The organism is Parabacteroides merdae ATCC 43184, assembly GCF_025151215.1.
GTDB classification, from domain to species: Bacteria; Bacteroidota; Bacteroidia; order Bacteroidales; family Tannerellaceae; genus Parabacteroides; species Parabacteroides merdae.
In genome coordinates this window covers 78123-95338 of sequence record NZ_CP102286.1, presented here as the reverse complement: position 1 = coordinate 95338, position 17216 = coordinate 78123, and the positions used below count along the sequence as shown (strand labels likewise).

The following is a 17216-nucleotide window of genomic DNA, read 5'->3' as shown; positions in this document are numbered from 1 at the left end:
AGGTTCGTTACCGTTTAAATGCACGATCCATCTCCCGGCGGTCGTCCCGTTCCTTGATAGAGTCGCGTTTGTCATATTCCTTCTTACCTTTGGCAATAGCCACAACGACTTTGGCCAGTCCTTTATCATTAATAAAAAGACGTGTCGGAATAATTGTAAAGCCATTATTGCGGGCAGCGCTTTCAATCTTCCGCAATTCCTTTTTAGTCAGCAACAGCTTGCGGTCACGGCGAGCCGTATGGTTATTGTATGTCCCGTAGAAATATTCTGCCACATACATATTCTTCACCCACAATTCCCCCTTCTCCACAATACAAAACGTATCAACCAGACTCGCCTTTCCCAAGCGTATCGATTTGATCTCCGTACCGGTCAGCACGATCCCTGCCGTAAACGTGTCGAGCAACTCATAATCGAAAGTCGCCCGCTTGTTCTTTATCTGTATGTTATTACTAATCTTCTCTTTCATCTTATTCTCCTATCAAAAACGTAAACCGGGCATCAGCATGGAAAGAATTACCTCGATCAACCAGGGCGTCAGCAAAATCAGACCGGTCGCGGTCCCGACAAACTTCAGGCGTATCTTCTCCTCCACCTGCATATAAGGGCCGGCCCCTTCCCATACGATATAAAATGTATATAACACAAATATACGCAAAAAGAAAAACTCCGGAAGTAACATCAACACGATGTTCAATGCAAACATCAACGAAGACGAATAGCCGACAAAGCGTTGACACAGTTTCATATCCTTCTCCCGTTTGAACCATCCCTGCCAAATCTCATTCAGCAAATAGGAAGCCAGATAAAAGCCGCCGAACGCAGCGACTAATGTCCGGATAGACGACTTCAACGCCAGTTCGACATCAAACTCCTTCCGAGTGAACAGCACGCCTAAAAAAGCAGCAACCGTAACGAATCCGATGAGAGGATACACAAACCGGGATAAAAACTCATCGTCCTTTTCTTCTTTTCTCGTCAGAATATCCCACGCCTTTCCCGGCTGGGAGATGATGGCTACAACCAATTTAAATATCTCTTTATACATTTTTCAATACGCTCGTTTGCTATTTATCATTTTATTTGCCTTTTCCTGTCAAGTCTATTGTAAACACGTCGGAACTTTTCCAGTTTATCGATGCAGAATCCTTCCCGAACGAATATGCATAGTTAATCCGGAACTTCAGTTCATCCGAATGATTCTTTTCCGCCTTTTTCACCAGATCTTCGATATTGAACGCACAAGGAATAATCATCGCCTCGCCTCTTGTCGTGTCCGCCTTGATTCTGATCGTGCGGAGGTAGAGGCTATAAATATTATCGTCTCCCAACAATTTATCCGAATTATAGGACAAAGAGAAACTGTCCACTTGGTTTGCCGGGTGATTGCTTATCTCCGTGAACAGGAACAAATTGCCTCTGATATAAGCGGAACGCGCCTGGAGGGAAGAAAGCAACAGTTCGTCCTTTGCAACAATAGAGGTATCGGTCAACGTATTATAGAAGTTCCAACGATTAACCTCCGAGATCGTATTTTCATAAATAATAGCCTCGGTATAACTGGTATCCGTCCCTGCCCCCATATTGTTTGCGACCCCGTAATCGATGGAATAATCAAACAAAATACATTCTCCGTTTTCCACATTGGCATTCTGGAAGTCTTCCGAAGAGACCACTACGTCCCCCTTGGTATAAATAGCCTTACCAGGTCCGTAACCGGTCACCACTACCCCTGCCTGGTTTGCCATCGTCAATTGGGTGGCCGGGTCTCCCAAACAAGAATTCAACACAACCAAACAAAAGGCCAAAACGCCATATAATACTGTTTTTCTCATTTCCATATACAAATTTGAAGTCGTATTTATCTTCCTCTCTTTATGGAGGAAACGCACAAAGGTACGAAAAAAAGGTTTATACGACAAAAGCCGGAAGATTAATCACACTCATAAAAGGAAAGCATGAATCGAGGCGGAGCTCATCCCACCCACAGATTCATGCCTCTTTTCCTAATTATTATGGCAAAATAATTAAAAACAAGTAAATAGCTACGGGAAACGGAAATAAAGAAAGGCAAAAGCCTACGGCTTCACAGTTCTCTTCCGGCCTATCCTCGAAGCCGTCGAAAAAATATGCGTTGCAGGTCTTCTGACTTACTTCCGGTATGAGCGCCTTCCCAACTCGCGTCAGTGGCATAAAAGAATTGCCCAATCCGTTTTGAAGCTTACAGCAGCGGGACTGTCCGGGATTTGCACCCGATTCCCTTTTAATCCTTTTCCGCAGATTGCGAAGCAGGAACAATGCATGGGACAAATATAAAGATATTTTCCATATATTTCTCATCTTCTTACAGAAAAAAGCTGAAACCGACTCCAGACCCGTTAAGCTTTGCGGTAAGCCTCGACAGCTTCCTGAACGGAGCCGTACATCAACAGCAGATGGCGGGATTGGTTATAGGGAAGATTCAATTCCTCGGCAACCATGCGGGTTCCACGGTCTATAAGTTTCTGATTGGTGAGCTGCATATTGACCATCCGGTTTCCTTTAACCCTACCCAATCGGATCATAACGGAGGTGGAGATCATGTTCAGGATCATTTTCTGCCCCGTGCCGGATTTCATACGGGAACTGCCAGTGACAAACTCCGGCCCGACAATCATTTCGATTGCGATATCGGCCTCCATCGCCATCGGTGAATCTGGATTGCTGGAAATGGAGGCAGTCAGGATGCCCTGTTCACGTGCTTTGCGAAGGGCACCGATCACATAGGGAGTCGTCCCGGAAGCAGCAATGCCGATCACGGTATCCTTCGTATTAACCCGGTGCTCCAACAATTCCTGCCAGCCGCGTTCCTCATCGTCTTCAGCATTCTCCACAGGATTCCGGAGGGCAGTATCGCCACCAGCTATCAAGCCGACAATCAGTGTGGAAGGCATCCCAAACGTCGGGGGGATTTCGGAAGCATCCAAAACTCCCAACCGCCCGCTGGTTCCGGCTCCCAGATAAAAGATCCGTCCGCCCTGCTTCATGCGGGGAACGATCTGCAAAACCAATTCTTCTATTTTGGGGATTGTCTCTCGGACAGCCAACGCCACTTTCTGATCTTCCGTATTGATATCTTCAAGCAAGTCCCGGACGGACTTCCGTTCCAGGTCGTTATAGAGAGAATTCTGTTCCGTTATCTTAATGAATGACATAGCTTATTACAATTTACACGTTGCAAAGCTACTAAAAATATCACATTTACATGTCGGTAAACTTCAAGCAAACAGGCTTACTAACCCGGATGTCTTTTCCCGTATCTTTCAACAAACCGCTTTGCTTGTCTATTTCGTAAACCTGCACGATATGACTATCCCGACAAGCGCAAAGCAGGAACTTGCCGTTGGGGGTGATGACGAAATTACGCGGATGAATACCGGTCAGCTGATAACCAATCTTTGTCAATTGCCCGTTTTCCAGATCGATAGAAAAAATCGCGATACCGTCACCTTTCAGACGGTTAGAGGCATATAGGAAACGACCGTCCGGTGTGATGTGTATATCGGCACTACCGGAGACATGTAACGTATCGGCTTCTACAAACCGGACCGGGGTCAGGTTGCCCTTGTCGTAATACATGAGAGCGACGCGGCCCGAAAGCTCGCTAATCAGGTAAGCCCATTTCCCATTCGGATGAAAAACCGTATGGCGCGGACCTTCTCCCACCGGCAAACTAAAAGAGGCAGGCGTCCCTTCCCGCAAACTCAAGCCTTTATCGGAAGCAACGATCTCGTATTTATAAATCCGGTCCGTTCCCAGATCGTTGGCATACAGATAGTTCTCATCCGGAGAAGCGTACACGCAATGCAGATGCGGGACCGCCTGGCGTTCGGCCCCCGGTCTTCCTCCTTCATACGCATATACTTCAGCCGGTAGCAAAGCTCCATCGGCCGAGATGGAGAAAACACTTATGCTTCCGCCGTTGTAGTTGGCCGTGACAGCCATCCGGTGTTTACTGTCCACCCAGATATAGCAGGGAGCGCTCCCATCCGTATGCTGCTCGTTCAGCAAAGAAAGCGTCCCGGTTTGCTTGTCAAACGAATAGGCACATACTTTTGCGTCCGGCACAGCAGTTTCACTTACCGAATAGACAAACTTGCCATCCCGGCTCACTGTCAGATAAGAAGGATCTTGAATGCCCGACAGGCTTTTCACCGGCACAGCCGTCCCTTTCTCCACATCGAAGCGAAACAGATTTATACCAGGGTCTGTAGCACCCGCATACGATCCGACAAACAAAAACAATTCACTATCCTTTTGCATACACGATGTTATTGCCATAATTAACACCCCCGCTAAAAAATACTTTAAATTCGACATACATGCATTATTATTAACCGGGAAACATATTTACTTTCCGCATTTATCTTTCAACCATTCAATACGTTCCGACTGCTGTTCCGGATATGTCCAGTGACCGGTTTCGAGGTAAAGATGCAAGTCCTTCACTCCCGGAATAACATTGTAGGCCGAATACATGGATGTCGGAGGACAAGTCACATCATTATATCCCCAGCTATACCAGCCCGGAGCGTTCACCCGGCGGGCAAAATTCACGACATCAAAGTAAGCGAGCGTTTCCACTTCGTTTGCCACAGGCTGCGCATTCCGGTAGTAATGCGGCCAGCCTCCCGCACGTTTATGCAGATAGCCGGCATAATCGCACAAGGCCGGATAGAAAGCAGCAAGAAACTTGATACGCGGGTCTAGTCCGGCCGTGACAATAGACAAGGCTCCTCCCTGGCTTCCACCGGTCACACCGACTGTATTTCCATCAAACTCAGGCAAAGAATAGAGGAAGTCCACAGCCCGCACGCAACCGAGATAGACCCGTTTGTAGTAATGCGTATCGCGATTATTCTTGTTCATTGCATTATATCCGTTCAATGCTCCAGCAGCCAAGTTGTTATACACTTCCTGCGGCATCGTCACAGGAACACCATGTATTCCAATCTCCAACGTAATGATATCTTCTCCCAAATTGAATCCGTTATAAGGACGTATGCCCGCTCCTGGAACCTGGAGGACCGCCGGATATTTACCAGTTTTCTTCGGTACAATCAGAATGCCATATATACGGGAACCGGGGCGTTCATTCTGGAAACTGACATGATAGACATTCTGCGTAGAAGTGCATCTTTCCGGCAACAAAGTCATCTTGGGATCTAGCGGCTGCTTACGGGCTTCAGCGATCGCACCGGTCCAGAAAGCATCAAAATCTTCCGGATTGACCGTCGTCGGCCGAATCCTCGTTTCATCCACGCCAACTGTCGCCATCCCTTCATACTTCCGTCCGTCCACTTTGGCCGTCACCCTGCAACGCAAGAATCCGGGTTCATTCATCTTCGCTTTCAGTATCGTTTTTCCATCCGCCAAACGAACGTCTTTCTTTACAACCGTCGGAAAATATTCCGGTCCCAACTCATAATCGACAACTACATCTTTCAACAAATTCTCATTCTTGAAAACCTGTACCGTAAACTTGACTTCTTCCTTCGCCTTGCATTTCCAATCGATACGATCAGGCGAAACCACCACATTGACCAACTTCTGGGCTGGTTGTGCCAACACCAACGCACAATTACCCAACATACCCAGAAGCAAACACAATAAGAATAAAGATTTTTTCATGATAAAAACCGAATTAGATAATTTATTATTTATAAAACACAGTGATAGTGGATCAGACCTTGAACCGGACTTTGAACGATCGTTCCTAATCGAAGCTCGAACTCACGAGCAACATCTTTCAATATATCCTGATAATACCAAGCAATGGAGCCTGTCAGATAGACAGGATGCTCCCGGTAATCATACTGCATGACATTGCGGGCAAAGAACGCCCGGAAGCTATTGTTCACCAGATCACGTATTGCAGGTTCTTCTATATGCCGGAGCAAAAAAGGAGACAGGCTTGCCAAAAAACGATTCGGGAAAGACCCTTTATAAACCTTTTCCATAATGATGGCCGGTGTCAAACCGGACTCCGCCCAAAAAGCCTCTTGCAAAGCTGCCGGCAACTGGTTCTTCAACACATCCCCAACCAACAATTTTCCAAGTACGGCGCCACTCCCCTCATCTCCCAAGACAAAGCCCAACGGAGATATGCTCTTGACAATACCCTTTCCGTCATACAGACAGGAGTTGGAACCGGTCCCCAAAATACAAGCAATGCCGGGGCTGTCTCCACAAAGGGCACGGGCGGCTGCCAGCAAATCGCTGCCGACCTCCACCGGGACCGGCAGATAGCGCGTGACAGAACGGCGTATAATCTCGTTCTTTTCCGTGAATGCACATCCGGCACCATAAAAGTAAACGGCCCCGACAGAATCGGACTCCCTTATCCGGGGAATCAGATTGTCCCTTATCTCAGCCGAGATCTCCTCTTCCGTCTGGAAAAAAGGATTAATTCCTCCTGTCCTGATCCGGTCTATCTCCCGATTGCCGGACACAATACTCCAATCCGTTTTCGTGGAACCGCCATCCGCTATCAATATCGTTTTCGCCACCATACAAAGCAAATATATTTAGTTATTTCCTTGTTTCTTCTTCCCGAATTCGGGATCGATCTTCAGGCAGGCCGTGACAAGCAACGTCACCAGGCAACATCCCATCACCCACCAGAAGAAATTCTCGTAACCCATCTGTTCCTGCAACCAGCCGGCCGCCATTCCAGGAAGCATCAGGCCCAAAGCCATAAAAGCCGTACAGATCGCATAATGTGCCGTCTTATGTTCTCCGTCGGAATAATAAATCAGATACAACATATAGGCCGTAAAGCCAAAGCCGTATCCAAACTGTTCGATAAATACGCAAATGTTGACTATCCACAAATTATCAGGCAACGCACTGCTCAAATAAATAAAGACAGCGTCAGGAAGGGAAATTGCCAACGCCATCGGCCAGATCCATTTCTTCAATCCTCCTGCCGAGGCGGCGATACCTCCCAATATTCCGCCCAATGTCAAACCGATCGTACCGATCGTCCCGTACACCAGTCCGATTTCAGCCGTCGAAAGCCCCAAGCCACCCACTTCGCGGGGATCGACCAGGAAAGGCGTTACCAATTTAGTCAACTGGGCTTCCGGAAAACGGTACAACAGCATAAACAGGATCGCGACAAAGGCTTGTTTCTTTTTGAAAAAAGAGGCGAAAGTCGCGAAAAACTCTTTTAAGATTGTGGAAGGAGTCACCGTAGCCGATGGCTTATCCCCTTTCGGCAAAGGAAGTATATACCGGTGATACAGGAACAAAGCCAAAAACAGCCCGCCTAAAATAAAGAATGTAACAGACCAGGCAAGCGGGATATTCCCCGTACTGTTTTCCAGAAATCCGGCAAACATGACCAGCACACCCTGTCCGGCAATAATCGCAATCCGGTAAAAAGTACTCCGGATACCGACGAAGAAAGCCTGTTCATGCGAATCGAGAGCCAGCATGTAAAAGCCGTCCGCCGCAATATCATGTGTGGCGGAACTGAAAGCCAGCAACCAGAATACAGCCAATGAAGCCTGGAAAAAGAACGTCGTCGGGATCGTAAACGCCACTCCGGCAAGTCCTGCCCCGATCAATAACTGCATCGTGGCCACCCACCAGCGTTTAGTCTTCAGCAAATCCACAAAAGGACTCCAAAAAGGTTTGATCACCCAGGGCAGATTCAGCCAACTCGTATAAAGGGCGATATCGGTATTTGAAACTCCCAGGCGCTTATACATAAGGACAGAGACGATCATCACCGCGACATAAGGTATTCCCTGCGCAAAATACAGGGAAGGAACCCAAAACCAAGGAGACCGTACAGATGGCTTATCAGACATAGGCTTATATGATATCATGCTTCATCTCTTATTTTCCGGATGAGCTCATTCTCCTCATCCTCCGTAATACTTACCTCTTCCCAGACCTTTTCGAGGTCTGCAAATGTCACTTTCTTAAAGTCCTTTTCCAAAGGGACGACAAATAAACCGGCCATCTCGACCGTCGCCGGGCTGATGAGAATATTGGCATCTCCCTCGGCATAATAGCAGGATGGACGCAATTCCCGCCGGGGGAAGATACAGGTAATCCAAACATCATCCTCCCTCCAGACCAACAGGTTCATCATTGGTTCGTAATCCTCCGGTCCCATCGGCATCATGTCGTATAACAACTCGAAAACGGCCGCCGCCTCACCCTTATCCCTCGACACTAGGATAAAACAGACCGGAAGGAGATCGACTGAAGCATAGAAACCAGTCCGTTCACTTTCCCAAACGACCTGTTTCGGGAAGTTCGGCCAATTTCTCACAACCGGAAACTCCTCTTTCTTTCCAGCTTGGAAATGCATATGATCCGGAGCGGAAGCACCGCATTTCGGACCATTATAGAACAAGGCATAGTCAGATAAATCCGAAACGATGTCCAGCATATCCTCGTAATAAGGCTTTATCTGTTGCTTTTCATGCCAACGCAGGGGAACGGTCAGATGGTCTTCGAAAATAGGATATGGATTAACCAGTATTTCAAACGCATCATTATACGTCACTCCCTTTTGTTCTTCCGGCCGATGGCAGAAAAAACAGGGGCGCGCCAGCAAGGATGCCTTGTCGATCTTAGCTGCGGAAGAACGAATCCGTTCCGGATTAAATTGAAGAATCGTTGTCCTGTAATCATCCTGGAAATAACGCGTCTGCACATTGGTCAAAGAACCATAATTCTCCCTTGCCAGTTTCCAATCCTGCTTTTGGTCTATCAGCAGGAATTCTATTTCTCGTTCCAAATCATTCATAAGCTTCGTGTTTTCATGGTTGCCGGCAACTTGTCCCGCAACACAAATGTAGTGAAAAAAGAATCCATAGTGAGCAAACAGCCAAAAGACCAAGAAGAAATCATTTGGGCGAATGAGCGTTCAAGGCAATCCGCGCCTGCAATTCCCAAGTACGAATACGGTCTTTGTAGGTATTATGTCCGTTCATTTTCACGACATCGAGCGCGGCATCCGAATTGTCTTCCCAGCGGCGGCAGAGGTAAAGGACATCATAGATGCGCCCGATACGCCAGGTGCGGGAGATTCGCAGCCCCAAAGCATAATCTTCTCCATAGCTTGTATTCGGAAGGTTGATCCTCCGGAGCACAGGTGTATAAAAGGCACGGGGAGCTCCCAGACCGTTGATGCGGAGCGCATTGTTACGTCCGTTTTCAAGCGTCCACTCCCGATGGTCGATGATGCCGGGCGGTATTTCGTTCATCTTGAAATCGGTCATCCGATAGGTTCCGACAACCATCGCGCAGTTCTGTTCGTAAAAAGCATCAACGATCTTCTGCAACGTATCAGGACCGCTATATACATCGTCGCTATCGAGCTGGACGGCAAACTTGCCACAAGCCGGATGATGCACACCCACGTTCCAGCAACCGCCGATCCCCAGATCGGAACGTTCCGGAACCAAATGAACCACACGTCCGTCTGCGGTATATTTTTCGATCGCTTCGGAAGTTCCGTCTGTCGAATGGTTATCCACAATAATCAGATTAAAGCGGAAGGTCGTTTTTTGTGCCAGCACGGAACGGATAGCATCTTCTATCGTACGGATACGGTTGCGGACCGGGATGATAACGGAGGCTTCCTGCTCGAAACCGCCAGCATCGAAGGTGACCGGTTCAAAGTCCGGGGCAAGATAACCGCCGACCCGTTTCAGGTAGGCCGTACAAACAGCTTCCATCTCGATCTGCACCGCCCGGTTTTTCGGATCAACATAATCGAACAACTTCTCTCCGCTCTTGCGGATATCCGTCTCCACTTCCGAGTACAAATATTCATTGACATGAACCAGTTCGGCCAGCTCCGAGACACGAAGGCGAAGGTCATACAGCCCGGCAAAACGGTAATCAGCATCCATCGCCCGGACCGCCTGCTTCAAAACGGACGAACGGAAAAACAGCAGGGAGCCGAAATCAAAATCATCACGCAAGCTTCCTTTCTGATAGTCTATGACAGGAGCCTGTTGGCTGTTGCCGTTTTTTAACAGGTAACGATCCGCATAAAGCATTCCGGCATTCGTATCGCCGGCAATAGCCAACAGGCGTTCGAAGGCGAACTGCCCCGGCTCGAATGCCGTATATTTGGTATATAACAATGTATAGGCCGTATCTGCATGTAAAGCAATCGTCCGAAAAGTAGCGGTACTGGCGGGCGAATCGATCATCAGCATCTCACAACCCTCGACCTCATCGGGAATCTTTTCCGTCGCTAACAAGTAGATATTCTTTATCCGGTCACATAACCCCAACGCTCTTACGGTTTGCCTGGCCTGGGGTAAAGAAAGGAACGGAATGAAGCAATTTATCATTTTCATAACGTAATTAGTTGATACCGGAAACAAAAATAAGGATAAAATATGAGCTTTTGCCGGAAGAGAAAAATATCTTTGTAAGTATATCAAAAATAAAACCAAGCTGGCAGAAGACCTTCAAGCATAGACGGCACAAGAGGCCTTATTTTCCCTCCTCGAAGATAAGACCTTTCGTTTGTTTTCTTTCGAGAGATGACGGGGTGAGCAAAATACGACCTTCGCTTTCCGCATGTACCGGCAGGCTCTTCAATCCGCTTATCCGCGAAAGCGCCTCACTCAGCAGCCTCTCGTTCGTATCTCCGAAGGGCAACAAATCATTTCCTATAACCAGTTCCTCGATCTTCACATCCGGTTCAAAACCATTTGCATAGTCAGCTTCGTGATCGGCATTATAAATGCGTAATGTAATCGGATGCAACAGCCAGCCATATTTTTCTTTGGTTCCGAAAGTGTTGCTGCCCACCCGCTTGCCAATCGTTTTTTCTCCTATGATCGTAATGTTACTACGGGTAAGATAAGGGATCAGGCAATTGATCACGGCTTCCGAAGCAGATGCGGTCACACTTCCTGTCAGCACGTAAATGCGTTTCAAGTCCAGATTAGCATTTCCTATTTCAGAATTTTTTCTCAACAGCAAAGTTTCATCACTTTTTGATTGCTTTTCGTTATGCTCCATAATACAGAATGTCTTACCCAAAGCATCGGCCGGAGCCAGAAGAGAGGTCATCAACTGCGCACAAGTGACCAAACCTCCCTGATTATATCGCAAATCCAATATAAACTCGTCCACATTTTCAACCTTAAACCCGGCAAAGACCTGTTTCATCCGGTCGTCATAGATTGTACTTTCATCGTCCGGACCGGAAGAAAAACTGTTGTAAACCAAATAACCAACCTTCTTGCCACCCACCGTATAGACAGAATCTTTCAGAAAAGGCGTGTCTTCCACTGCACGGGAAGCTGCAACCGAAATAGTTTTTCTTTTATAAAAAGTGACCTCATTGCCTTTTCTTACCGCATCTGCCAATAAGAAAGTAGTTTCACCTCCGCTATAAAAAGCAGACAAGTTCGTCACATTCGGAGTCTCACTACCAACGGCAATAATCCAGTCCCCCCGTTCCAATCCGGCCTCGGCAGCAGGAGAGCCAGGCAAGACATATAAAACCCAGGCATAATAAAGGTTGCCGTTTTTATATGATGCAAACTCAAAACCATACGAATCGGACTCCGAAACAGATTTCGTCTCCTCTTCCTTTTTCTCTATCCGGGAAAAAGTGAGCCATCCGTCTCCGTATTTTACGCCATCCTGATCAGACAACAATGAATCGAAGAACTTATCTGGAGATTGTGAGAAGTTCAAATTTCCTTTGCCGGGCATATCCTCATTCCACAAATAGTAATCCGCCATAATCTTATAGATCCAACCATTCGTACCCTCGTCGGAGAGATCCGGAACCTCATCCTCCGTCGTACAAGACGGTACAAGCAAAAGGATAGCCAGCAATCCCGCGAGGACGGCAAAACCATTGAGCACATTGAAGTTGGCCTTCCGGTACAACAAACGTTTGATGACCCAGTCAAAGCGAATAGGCCTATCCTGCAACACCCTTCTCTCCATCTCTTTCCTGATTTCCAAATCCGACTCTTCCTTTTTTGCTTTATTCACTATTACTTATGGCACAAATATAACCATTATTAATGAGTAAGCAACGAATCGAGAAGAATGTTCAAATAATAACCATCGACAAAACGGAGGCGTTTAAATATAAAACGACCTTTTTCGCCGGAAAAGATGCAAAAACAGGGCATAAAAACGCATCCAACACAGCAGATAAACATCCCCACACCCCCGCAAAGGCCTCGCGCAGACCCGGGTCTGCACCTCTCCCACACCCGGGCCTCTGTGGTGGGTACACCCGGGTCTCAAGCGGCTTTGCAAGCTGTTTTTGACAAAAGAAAAGCCTGTCTTGATGAAAAAAGAAGCCGCTTTAACAGGTTTTGCACCTGTTCCCGGACGGTCCCTGTTTTTATCGTATAATTGATACACAGGATATTATCGTTTTTCTCCATGATGGTTATGACAGATGAATGGCAGTTCAAAACAGCAACTATCATGCCATAACATATTGGCTTAAACCGATATACATGTGGATATGATAGTATGATAGTTAAATCATCTTTTGCCACATCCTGATCTTGTTTTAGTTTTGCTTGTTTGTTCATATCAATACTTATAATGGTAATAAAAAAACTGCGTAACTCTCCATCGAAAGCTACGCAGTCTACTATATTATAATAAAAAATTTACAGCTATTATTCTTCACCTAACAGGATTTCCAAGATCTGAACGGCAGCCTTCGACACAGAAGTACCCGGACCAAAGATGGCAGCAACGCCTGCCTTGTACAGGAAGTCATAATCCTGTGCAGGAATAACGCCACCAGCTATCACGATGATATCTTCGCGTCCTAACTTCTTCAGTTCTTCGATCACCTGCGGAACCAAAGTCTTGTGTCCGGCAGCCAAAGAAGAAACACCCATTACGTGAACGTCGTTTTCTACAGCCTGGCGGGCAGCTTCGGCCGGAGTCTGGAACAACGGTCCCATATCCACGTCGAAACCACAGTCTGCATAACCTGTAGCTACAACTTTAGCACCACGGTCGTGTCCGTCCTGACCCATCTTAGCGATCATGATACGCGGCTGGCGACCTTCTTTCTTGGCAAACTCGGCAGTCAGCTCACAAGCCTTCTGGAAGTCTGCATCTTTCTTAGTTTCTGATGAATACACGCCTGATATAGTTCTGATGATTGCTTTATAACGACCTACTACAACTTCGCAAGCATCGGAGATTTCTCCCAGTGATGCACGCAAGCCGGCTGCCTTGACAGCCAGTTCCAGCAAGTTGCCTTTCTTCGTACGAACACATTCCGTGATGTCGGCCAATGCTTTCTGTACGGCTTCTTCATCACGGTTGGCACGCAGTTCTTTCAGCAGTTCGATCTGCTCGTTACGAACGGCAGTATTATCGATTTCAAGGATATCGATCGGATCTTCCTTCGGCAGACGATATTTGTTCACACCAACGATTGTCTGGATACCGGAGTCGATCCGAGCCTGCGTACGGGCAGCCGCTTCTTCGATGCGCATCTTGGGCAGACCGGTTTCGATAGCTTTCGCCATACCACCCATGCTTTCGATCTCCTGGATCAAAGCCCAGCCTTTATGAACCAATTCGTTCGTCAGAGATTCCACATAGTAAGAACCAGCCCACGGGTCGATTTCCTTACAGATCTTTGTTTCTTCCTGGATATAAATCTGAGTGTTACGAGCGATACGTGCAGAGAAGTCTGTCGGCAAAGCGATCGCTTCGTCCAATGCGTTCGTGTGCAAAGACTGCGTGTGCCCCAAAGCGGCAGCCATAGCTTCAATACAAGTACGGCCAACGTTGTTGAACGGATCCTGTTCGGTCAACGACCAACCAGAAGTCTGGCAGTGAGTACGCAAAGCCAGAGATTTCGGGTTCTTGGCACCGAAGCTCTTCACGATCTTCGCCCACAACATACGTGCAGCACGCATCTTGGCGATTTCCATGAAATGGTTCACACCGATCGCCCAGAAGAAGGACAGACGCGGAGCGAAAGCATCGATATCGATACCTGCATTCACACCGGCACGAAGATATTCAAGACCGTCGCAAAGCGTATAAGCCATTTCGATATCGGCCGTCGCACCTGCTTCCTGCATGTGGTAACCGGAGATGGAGATGGAGTTGAACTTCGGCATCTTCTGAGAAGTGTATTCGAAGATATCGGCAATGATACGCATGGAGAATTCAGGCGGGTAGATATAAGTGTTACGCACCATGAATTCTTTCAGGATATCGTTTTGGATCGTACCGGCCATCTCTTCCAACTTGGCGCCCTGTTCCAAACCGGCATTGATATAGAATGCCAGTACAGGAAGTACGGCACCGTTCATTGTCATGGATACAGACATCTTATTCAAAGGAATACCATCGAACAAAACTTTCATGTTTTCCAACGAACAGATAGAAACACCGGCTTTACCGACATCACCTACCACACGTTCGTTGTCGGCATCATAACCACGGTGCGTCGGAAGGTCGAAAGCGACAGACAGACCTTTCTGGCCGGAAGCCAGGTTACGACGGTAGAATGCGTTGGACTCTTCAGCAGTTGAGAAACCTGCATACTGGCGGATTGTCCAGGGACGCATAGCGTACATGCCGCTATACGGACCACGCAAATAAGGAGGCAGACCGGAAGCATAGTTCAGATGTTCCATACCTTCCAGGTCTTCTTTAGTATATACGGGTTTCACCTCGATGTGCTCGGGGGTTTTCCAATTGGCCTCGATGCCATTGGCTTTTGCCCATTCGGCAGCATTAGTAGCTGCAAAACCGGCATTCTTTATATCTATGTTTTTAAAATTTGGTCTCATATCTCTGATGATTTGAGATTCACCATTTATGATTTGCGATTTATGATTCATGGCAACGAACTGCCAATCATAAATTATAAATCATAAATCATAAATCAATTAATTCCTAATTTTACGTTGAAAGCTTTCAATGTCTCAAGCACGTTGCTCTTTACATTTACATATTGGTCGATGCCTACTGCTTTCAGATCTTCCATGCAAGCAGGCATACCGGCTACAACAAATTCTGCTCTTCCGGCCAAAGCCTTGTAAGCAGCAGGAGCCAATTCTGCATATTCATCATCGCTTGAGCAAAGAACCACGATTTCAGCACCAGCCTCAACAGCGGCTTCCACACCGGCTTCAACCGTATCGAAGCCTAAGTTATCAATGACCTTATATCCTGCACAAGCAAAGAAGTTGCTTGAGAACTGAGAACGAGCCAGGCGCATAGCCAGGTTACCGATCGTCAGCATGAATACTTTCGGAGTCTTGCCGCTCTTTTCCGTTGCCAGACGCAAAGCTTCAAATTCCGAAGCACCCCGTGAGAAATCGAGAGCCGTGATAGTCGCTTCACCGCAATTGTGACCACCACCACAGCAGCAACCGGCAGCTTCGTTCTGGATCTTTTCGGCAGCCACTTCGTTGAAGTTCGGGAACTGGTTGGTTCCTAACAGGATTTCACGACGGGTAGCGACTGCTTTCTTGCGGGCTTCGTTGGATGCATTAACTGCTTTCTGGATTTCGCCGGAAGCGACTTCCGCACCAAAACCGCCTTTATCTTCCACTTCCAAGAACAACTTCCAGGCTACATCAGCCAGAGAGTTTGTCAAAACTTCCACATAATAAGAACCGGCAGAAGGATCGACAACCTTATCCAAATGACATTCTTCCTTCAACAACAACTGCTGGTTGCGGGCTATACGTTCGGAGAAGTCGTCCGGAGTCTGATAAGTCTTGTCGAACGGACGAACCGTGATCGAATCGACACCGGCAAGAGCAGCAGACATGGCTTCCGTCTGTGAACGCAGCAAGTTTACGTGAGCATCATAAACCGTCATGTTCCATTCCGAAGTCTGTGCATGAACATGCATCTTGCAAGCGCACTGGCAAGCAGGGTTGTAGGCGGCAACGATTTCTGCCCACAGCCAACGAGCGGCACGGAACTTGGCGATTTCCATGAAGTAGTTGGAGCTGATACCGAAATTGAATTTGATCTTCTTGGTCACTTCCGTAGCGTCCAGGCCTGCCTCGGTCAGCTTAGCCAGCAGTTCGTTTCCCCAAGCCAATGCATATCCCAACTCCTGAGAGATATAAGCACCTGCATTGTTGAAGTAGAAGGCATTCACTGCCAATACTTTGTAACCCGGCAGAGCAGCACCCGCTTTGAGCACAGCGGCAGCAGCTTCCACCCAGTTTTCATTTTCCTTACCTTTTACCAGAGGTTTCTTGAACGGGTCGTAGTTTACAGACCCTTTGCATTTTTCCAGGTCTGCGCCTTTGCCTTTGAAATAGTCGGCGAGAATACCGATCAGCATTTCAGCCTTGCAGTTGCAAGTATTGAAATTCAGTTCCACACACTCAGGACAAATCCCGTCAAGTAAGGTAGCAATGTTTTCAGCGTTTACGTCGCTTCCCTTAATGATGAAGCCAAGAGACGTCACACCCTTATTCAGGATGTCAAGGGCTTTTTCATTAGCACCTTTGAAACAGGTGACTTCGATGTTCTGGCGCACCTTCCAATCGTTGTCCTTCTTTGTTCCGCGAACATAAGGGAATTCACCGGGAAGAGACTCGGTAGTCTTCAAACCTTCGATGTCTTCTGCACGATAGAAAGGATTCACATTAAATCCTTCGCCTGTCTTCCAAACAAGCTTTTTCTCAAACGGAACCCCTTTCAGGTCGGCCGTAATCTTCGCCATCCACTCTTCAGTAGACACAGGTGCGAATTCTGAGAAAAGTTTTTCTTTTAATTCTGCCATAATATTAGTTATTTTAATACTGGTATTAGTAATTGTTCAATAGTATATTGTTCAATAACAGAAGGCAAAGGTAGAATAAATAAACTTGAACGCAAATGAAATACAAACGAATTTGACACCTCTTTTAACGCCTTTTAGTGGAGACACATAGAATTTGGATACCAAAATGACAGGAGACAAACATTTTCTTCAAAAAAATTTCTCCAAATGATACATCGGAATAAAATATTTACTAATTTCGCAACGTCAAACAAAGACTACCCGGTGCATTCGTCTAGTGGTCTAGGACGCCGCCCTCTCACGGCGGAAACTCGGGTTCGAACCCCGGACGCACTACAAGAAGCTCGCAGTTCATTTGCGGGCTTTTTCTTTTTCAGGTTATGAACAAACGTGTCTCGTCCTGATTCAAGTTGACCATGCC

At 47.1% G+C, this 17216-nt stretch carries 14 protein-coding genes, 1 tRNA gene and 1 riboswitch; of the genes, 1 reads left to right on the top strand and 14 read right to left on the bottom strand.

Features of this window, described 5'->3' with window-relative positions:
* Positions 1 to 7 precede the first annotated feature (7 nt).
* The 14 genes from smpB to mutA form a co-directional block, all read right to left on the bottom strand.
* Positions 8 to 469 carry an SsrA-binding protein gene (gene smpB / locus NQ542_RS00390; protein WP_005641532.1) on the bottom strand — a complete coding sequence of 154 codons (462 nt, stop codon included), beginning with the start codon at positions 467 to 469 and terminating at the stop codon, positions 8 to 10.
* A gap of 12 nt (positions 470 to 481) precedes the next feature.
* The gene (locus tag NQ542_RS00385; RefSeq protein ID WP_005641535.1) at positions 482 to 1048 is read right to left on the bottom strand and encodes a YIP1 family protein; all 567 of its coding nucleotides are present in this window, start codon (positions 1046 to 1048) and stop codon (positions 482 to 484) included.
* A gap of 31 nt (positions 1049 to 1079) precedes the next feature.
* A complete protein-coding gene (locus tag NQ542_RS00380; RefSeq protein ID WP_036724676.1) occupies positions 1080 to 1835 on the bottom strand; it encodes a BFO_2992 family lipoprotein in 756 nt (251 codons plus the stop codon).
* Positions 1836 to 2118: 283 nt separating this feature from the next.
* Positions 2119 to 2315, bottom strand: a riboswitch (cobalamin riboswitch).
* Between the two features lie 63 nt (positions 2316 to 2378).
* Entirely contained in the window at positions 2379 to 3194 is an 816-nt protein-coding gene (murQ, locus tag NQ542_RS00375) for an N-acetylmuramic acid 6-phosphate etherase (protein WP_005641542.1), read from the bottom strand.
* Positions 3195 to 3240: 46 nt separating this feature from the next.
* The gene (locus tag NQ542_RS00370) at positions 3241 to 4359 is read right to left on the bottom strand and encodes a lactonase family protein (protein ID WP_005651088.1); all 1119 of its coding nucleotides are present in this window, start codon (positions 4357 to 4359) and stop codon (positions 3241 to 3243) included.
* A 30-nt stretch (positions 4360 to 4389) separates the two neighbouring features.
* Complete coding sequence (locus tag NQ542_RS00365) at positions 4390 to 5670, bottom strand: acetylxylan esterase (protein WP_005641550.1); 1281 nt, start codon at positions 5668 to 5670, stop codon at positions 4390 to 4392.
* 29 nt (positions 5671 to 5699) lie between these two features.
* Positions 5700 to 6551, bottom strand: a complete 852-nt coding sequence (locus tag NQ542_RS00360) for an ATPase (RefSeq protein WP_005641552.1) — start codon at positions 6549 to 6551, stop codon at positions 5700 to 5702.
* A gap of 15 nt (positions 6552 to 6566) precedes the next feature.
* Positions 6567 to 7874, bottom strand: coding sequence for an MFS transporter (locus NQ542_RS00355; RefSeq protein ID WP_005641554.1), 1308 nt, complete (start codon positions 7872 to 7874; stop codon positions 6567 to 6569).
* Positions 7871 to 8806, bottom strand: coding sequence for a DUF4922 domain-containing protein (locus tag NQ542_RS00350; protein ID WP_005651087.1), 936 nt, complete (start codon positions 8804 to 8806; stop codon positions 7871 to 7873). The genes NQ542_RS00355 and NQ542_RS00350 overlap by 4 nt, the downstream gene beginning before the upstream one ends.
* Positions 8807 to 8906: 100 nt before the next feature.
* The gene (locus NQ542_RS00345) at positions 8907 to 10373 is read right to left on the bottom strand and encodes a glycosyltransferase family 2 protein (RefSeq protein WP_005641559.1); all 1467 of its coding nucleotides are present in this window, start codon (positions 10371 to 10373) and stop codon (positions 8907 to 8909) included.
* A 139-nt stretch (positions 10374 to 10512) separates the two neighbouring features.
* Positions 10513 to 12036 carry a S41 family peptidase gene (locus NQ542_RS00340; protein ID WP_005641563.1) on the bottom strand — a complete coding sequence of 508 codons (1524 nt, stop codon included), beginning with the start codon at positions 12034 to 12036 and terminating at the stop codon, positions 10513 to 10515.
* Positions 12037 to 12293: 257 nt separating this feature from the next.
* Positions 12294 to 12593, bottom strand: coding sequence for a hypothetical protein (locus tag NQ542_RS00335; RefSeq protein WP_005641564.1), 300 nt, complete (start codon positions 12591 to 12593; stop codon positions 12294 to 12296).
* Between the two features lie 90 nt (positions 12594 to 12683).
* On the bottom strand, positions 12684 to 14834 hold the full coding sequence (scpA, locus tag NQ542_RS00330; RefSeq protein ID WP_036724666.1) for a methylmalonyl-CoA mutase: 2151 nt from the start codon (positions 14832 to 14834) through the stop codon (positions 12684 to 12686).
* A gap of 95 nt (positions 14835 to 14929) precedes the next feature.
* Positions 14930 to 16795: a methylmalonyl-CoA mutase small subunit gene (mutA, locus tag NQ542_RS00325; RefSeq protein ID WP_005641569.1), complete on the bottom strand. Its 1866-nt coding sequence runs from the start codon at positions 16793 to 16795 to the stop codon at positions 14930 to 14932.
* 263 nt (positions 16796 to 17058) lie between these two features.
* Between mutA and NQ542_RS00320 the strand changes: the two genes are divergently transcribed.
* Positions 17059 to 17131, top strand: a tRNA-Glu gene (locus NQ542_RS00320).
* The last annotated feature ends 85 nt before the right edge of the window (positions 17132 to 17216 follow it).

Excerpts from the sequence above, each read along its gene's own strand:
- smpB (WP_005641532.1), bottom strand. The coding sequence starts at position 469 with ATGAAAGAGAAGATTAGTAATAACATACAGATAAAGAACAAGCGGGCG.
- NQ542_RS00385 (WP_005641535.1), bottom strand. The coding sequence starts at position 1,048 with ATGTATAAAGAGATATTTAAATTGGTTGTAGCCATCATCTCCCAGCCG.
- NQ542_RS00380 (WP_036724676.1), bottom strand. The coding sequence starts at position 1,835 with ATGAGAAAAACAGTATTATATGGCGTTTTGGCCTTTTGTTTGGTTGTG.
- murQ (WP_005641542.1), bottom strand. The coding sequence starts at position 3,194 with ATGTCATTCATTAAGATAACGGAACAGAATTCTCTCTATAACGACCTG.
- NQ542_RS00370 (WP_005651088.1), bottom strand. The coding sequence starts at position 4,359 with ATGTCGAATTTAAAGTATTTTTTAGCGGGGGTGTTAATTATGGCAATA.
- NQ542_RS00365 (WP_005641550.1), bottom strand. The coding sequence starts at position 5,670 with ATGAAAAAATCTTTATTCTTATTGTGTTTGCTTCTGGGTATGTTGGGT.
- NQ542_RS00360 (WP_005641552.1), bottom strand. The coding sequence starts at position 6,551 with ATGGTGGCGAAAACGATATTGATAGCGGATGGCGGTTCCACGAAAACG.
- NQ542_RS00355 (WP_005641554.1), bottom strand. The coding sequence starts at position 7,874 with ATGATATCATATAAGCCTATGTCTGATAAGCCATCTGTACGGTCTCCT.
- NQ542_RS00350 (WP_005651087.1), bottom strand. The coding sequence starts at position 8,806 with ATGAATGATTTGGAACGAGAAATAGAATTCCTGCTGATAGACCAAAAG.
- NQ542_RS00345 (WP_005641559.1), bottom strand. The coding sequence starts at position 10,373 with ATGAAAATGATAAATTGCTTCATTCCGTTCCTTTCTTTACCCCAGGCC.
- NQ542_RS00335 (WP_005641564.1), bottom strand. The coding sequence starts at position 12,593 with ATGAACAAACAAGCAAAACTAAAACAAGATCAGGATGTGGCAAAAGAT.
- scpA (WP_036724666.1), bottom strand. The coding sequence starts at position 14,834 with ATGAGACCAAATTTTAAAAACATAGATATAAAGAATGCCGGTTTTGCA.
- mutA (WP_005641569.1), bottom strand. The coding sequence starts at position 16,795 with ATGGCAGAATTAAAAGAAAAACTTTTCTCAGAATTCGCACCTGTGTCT.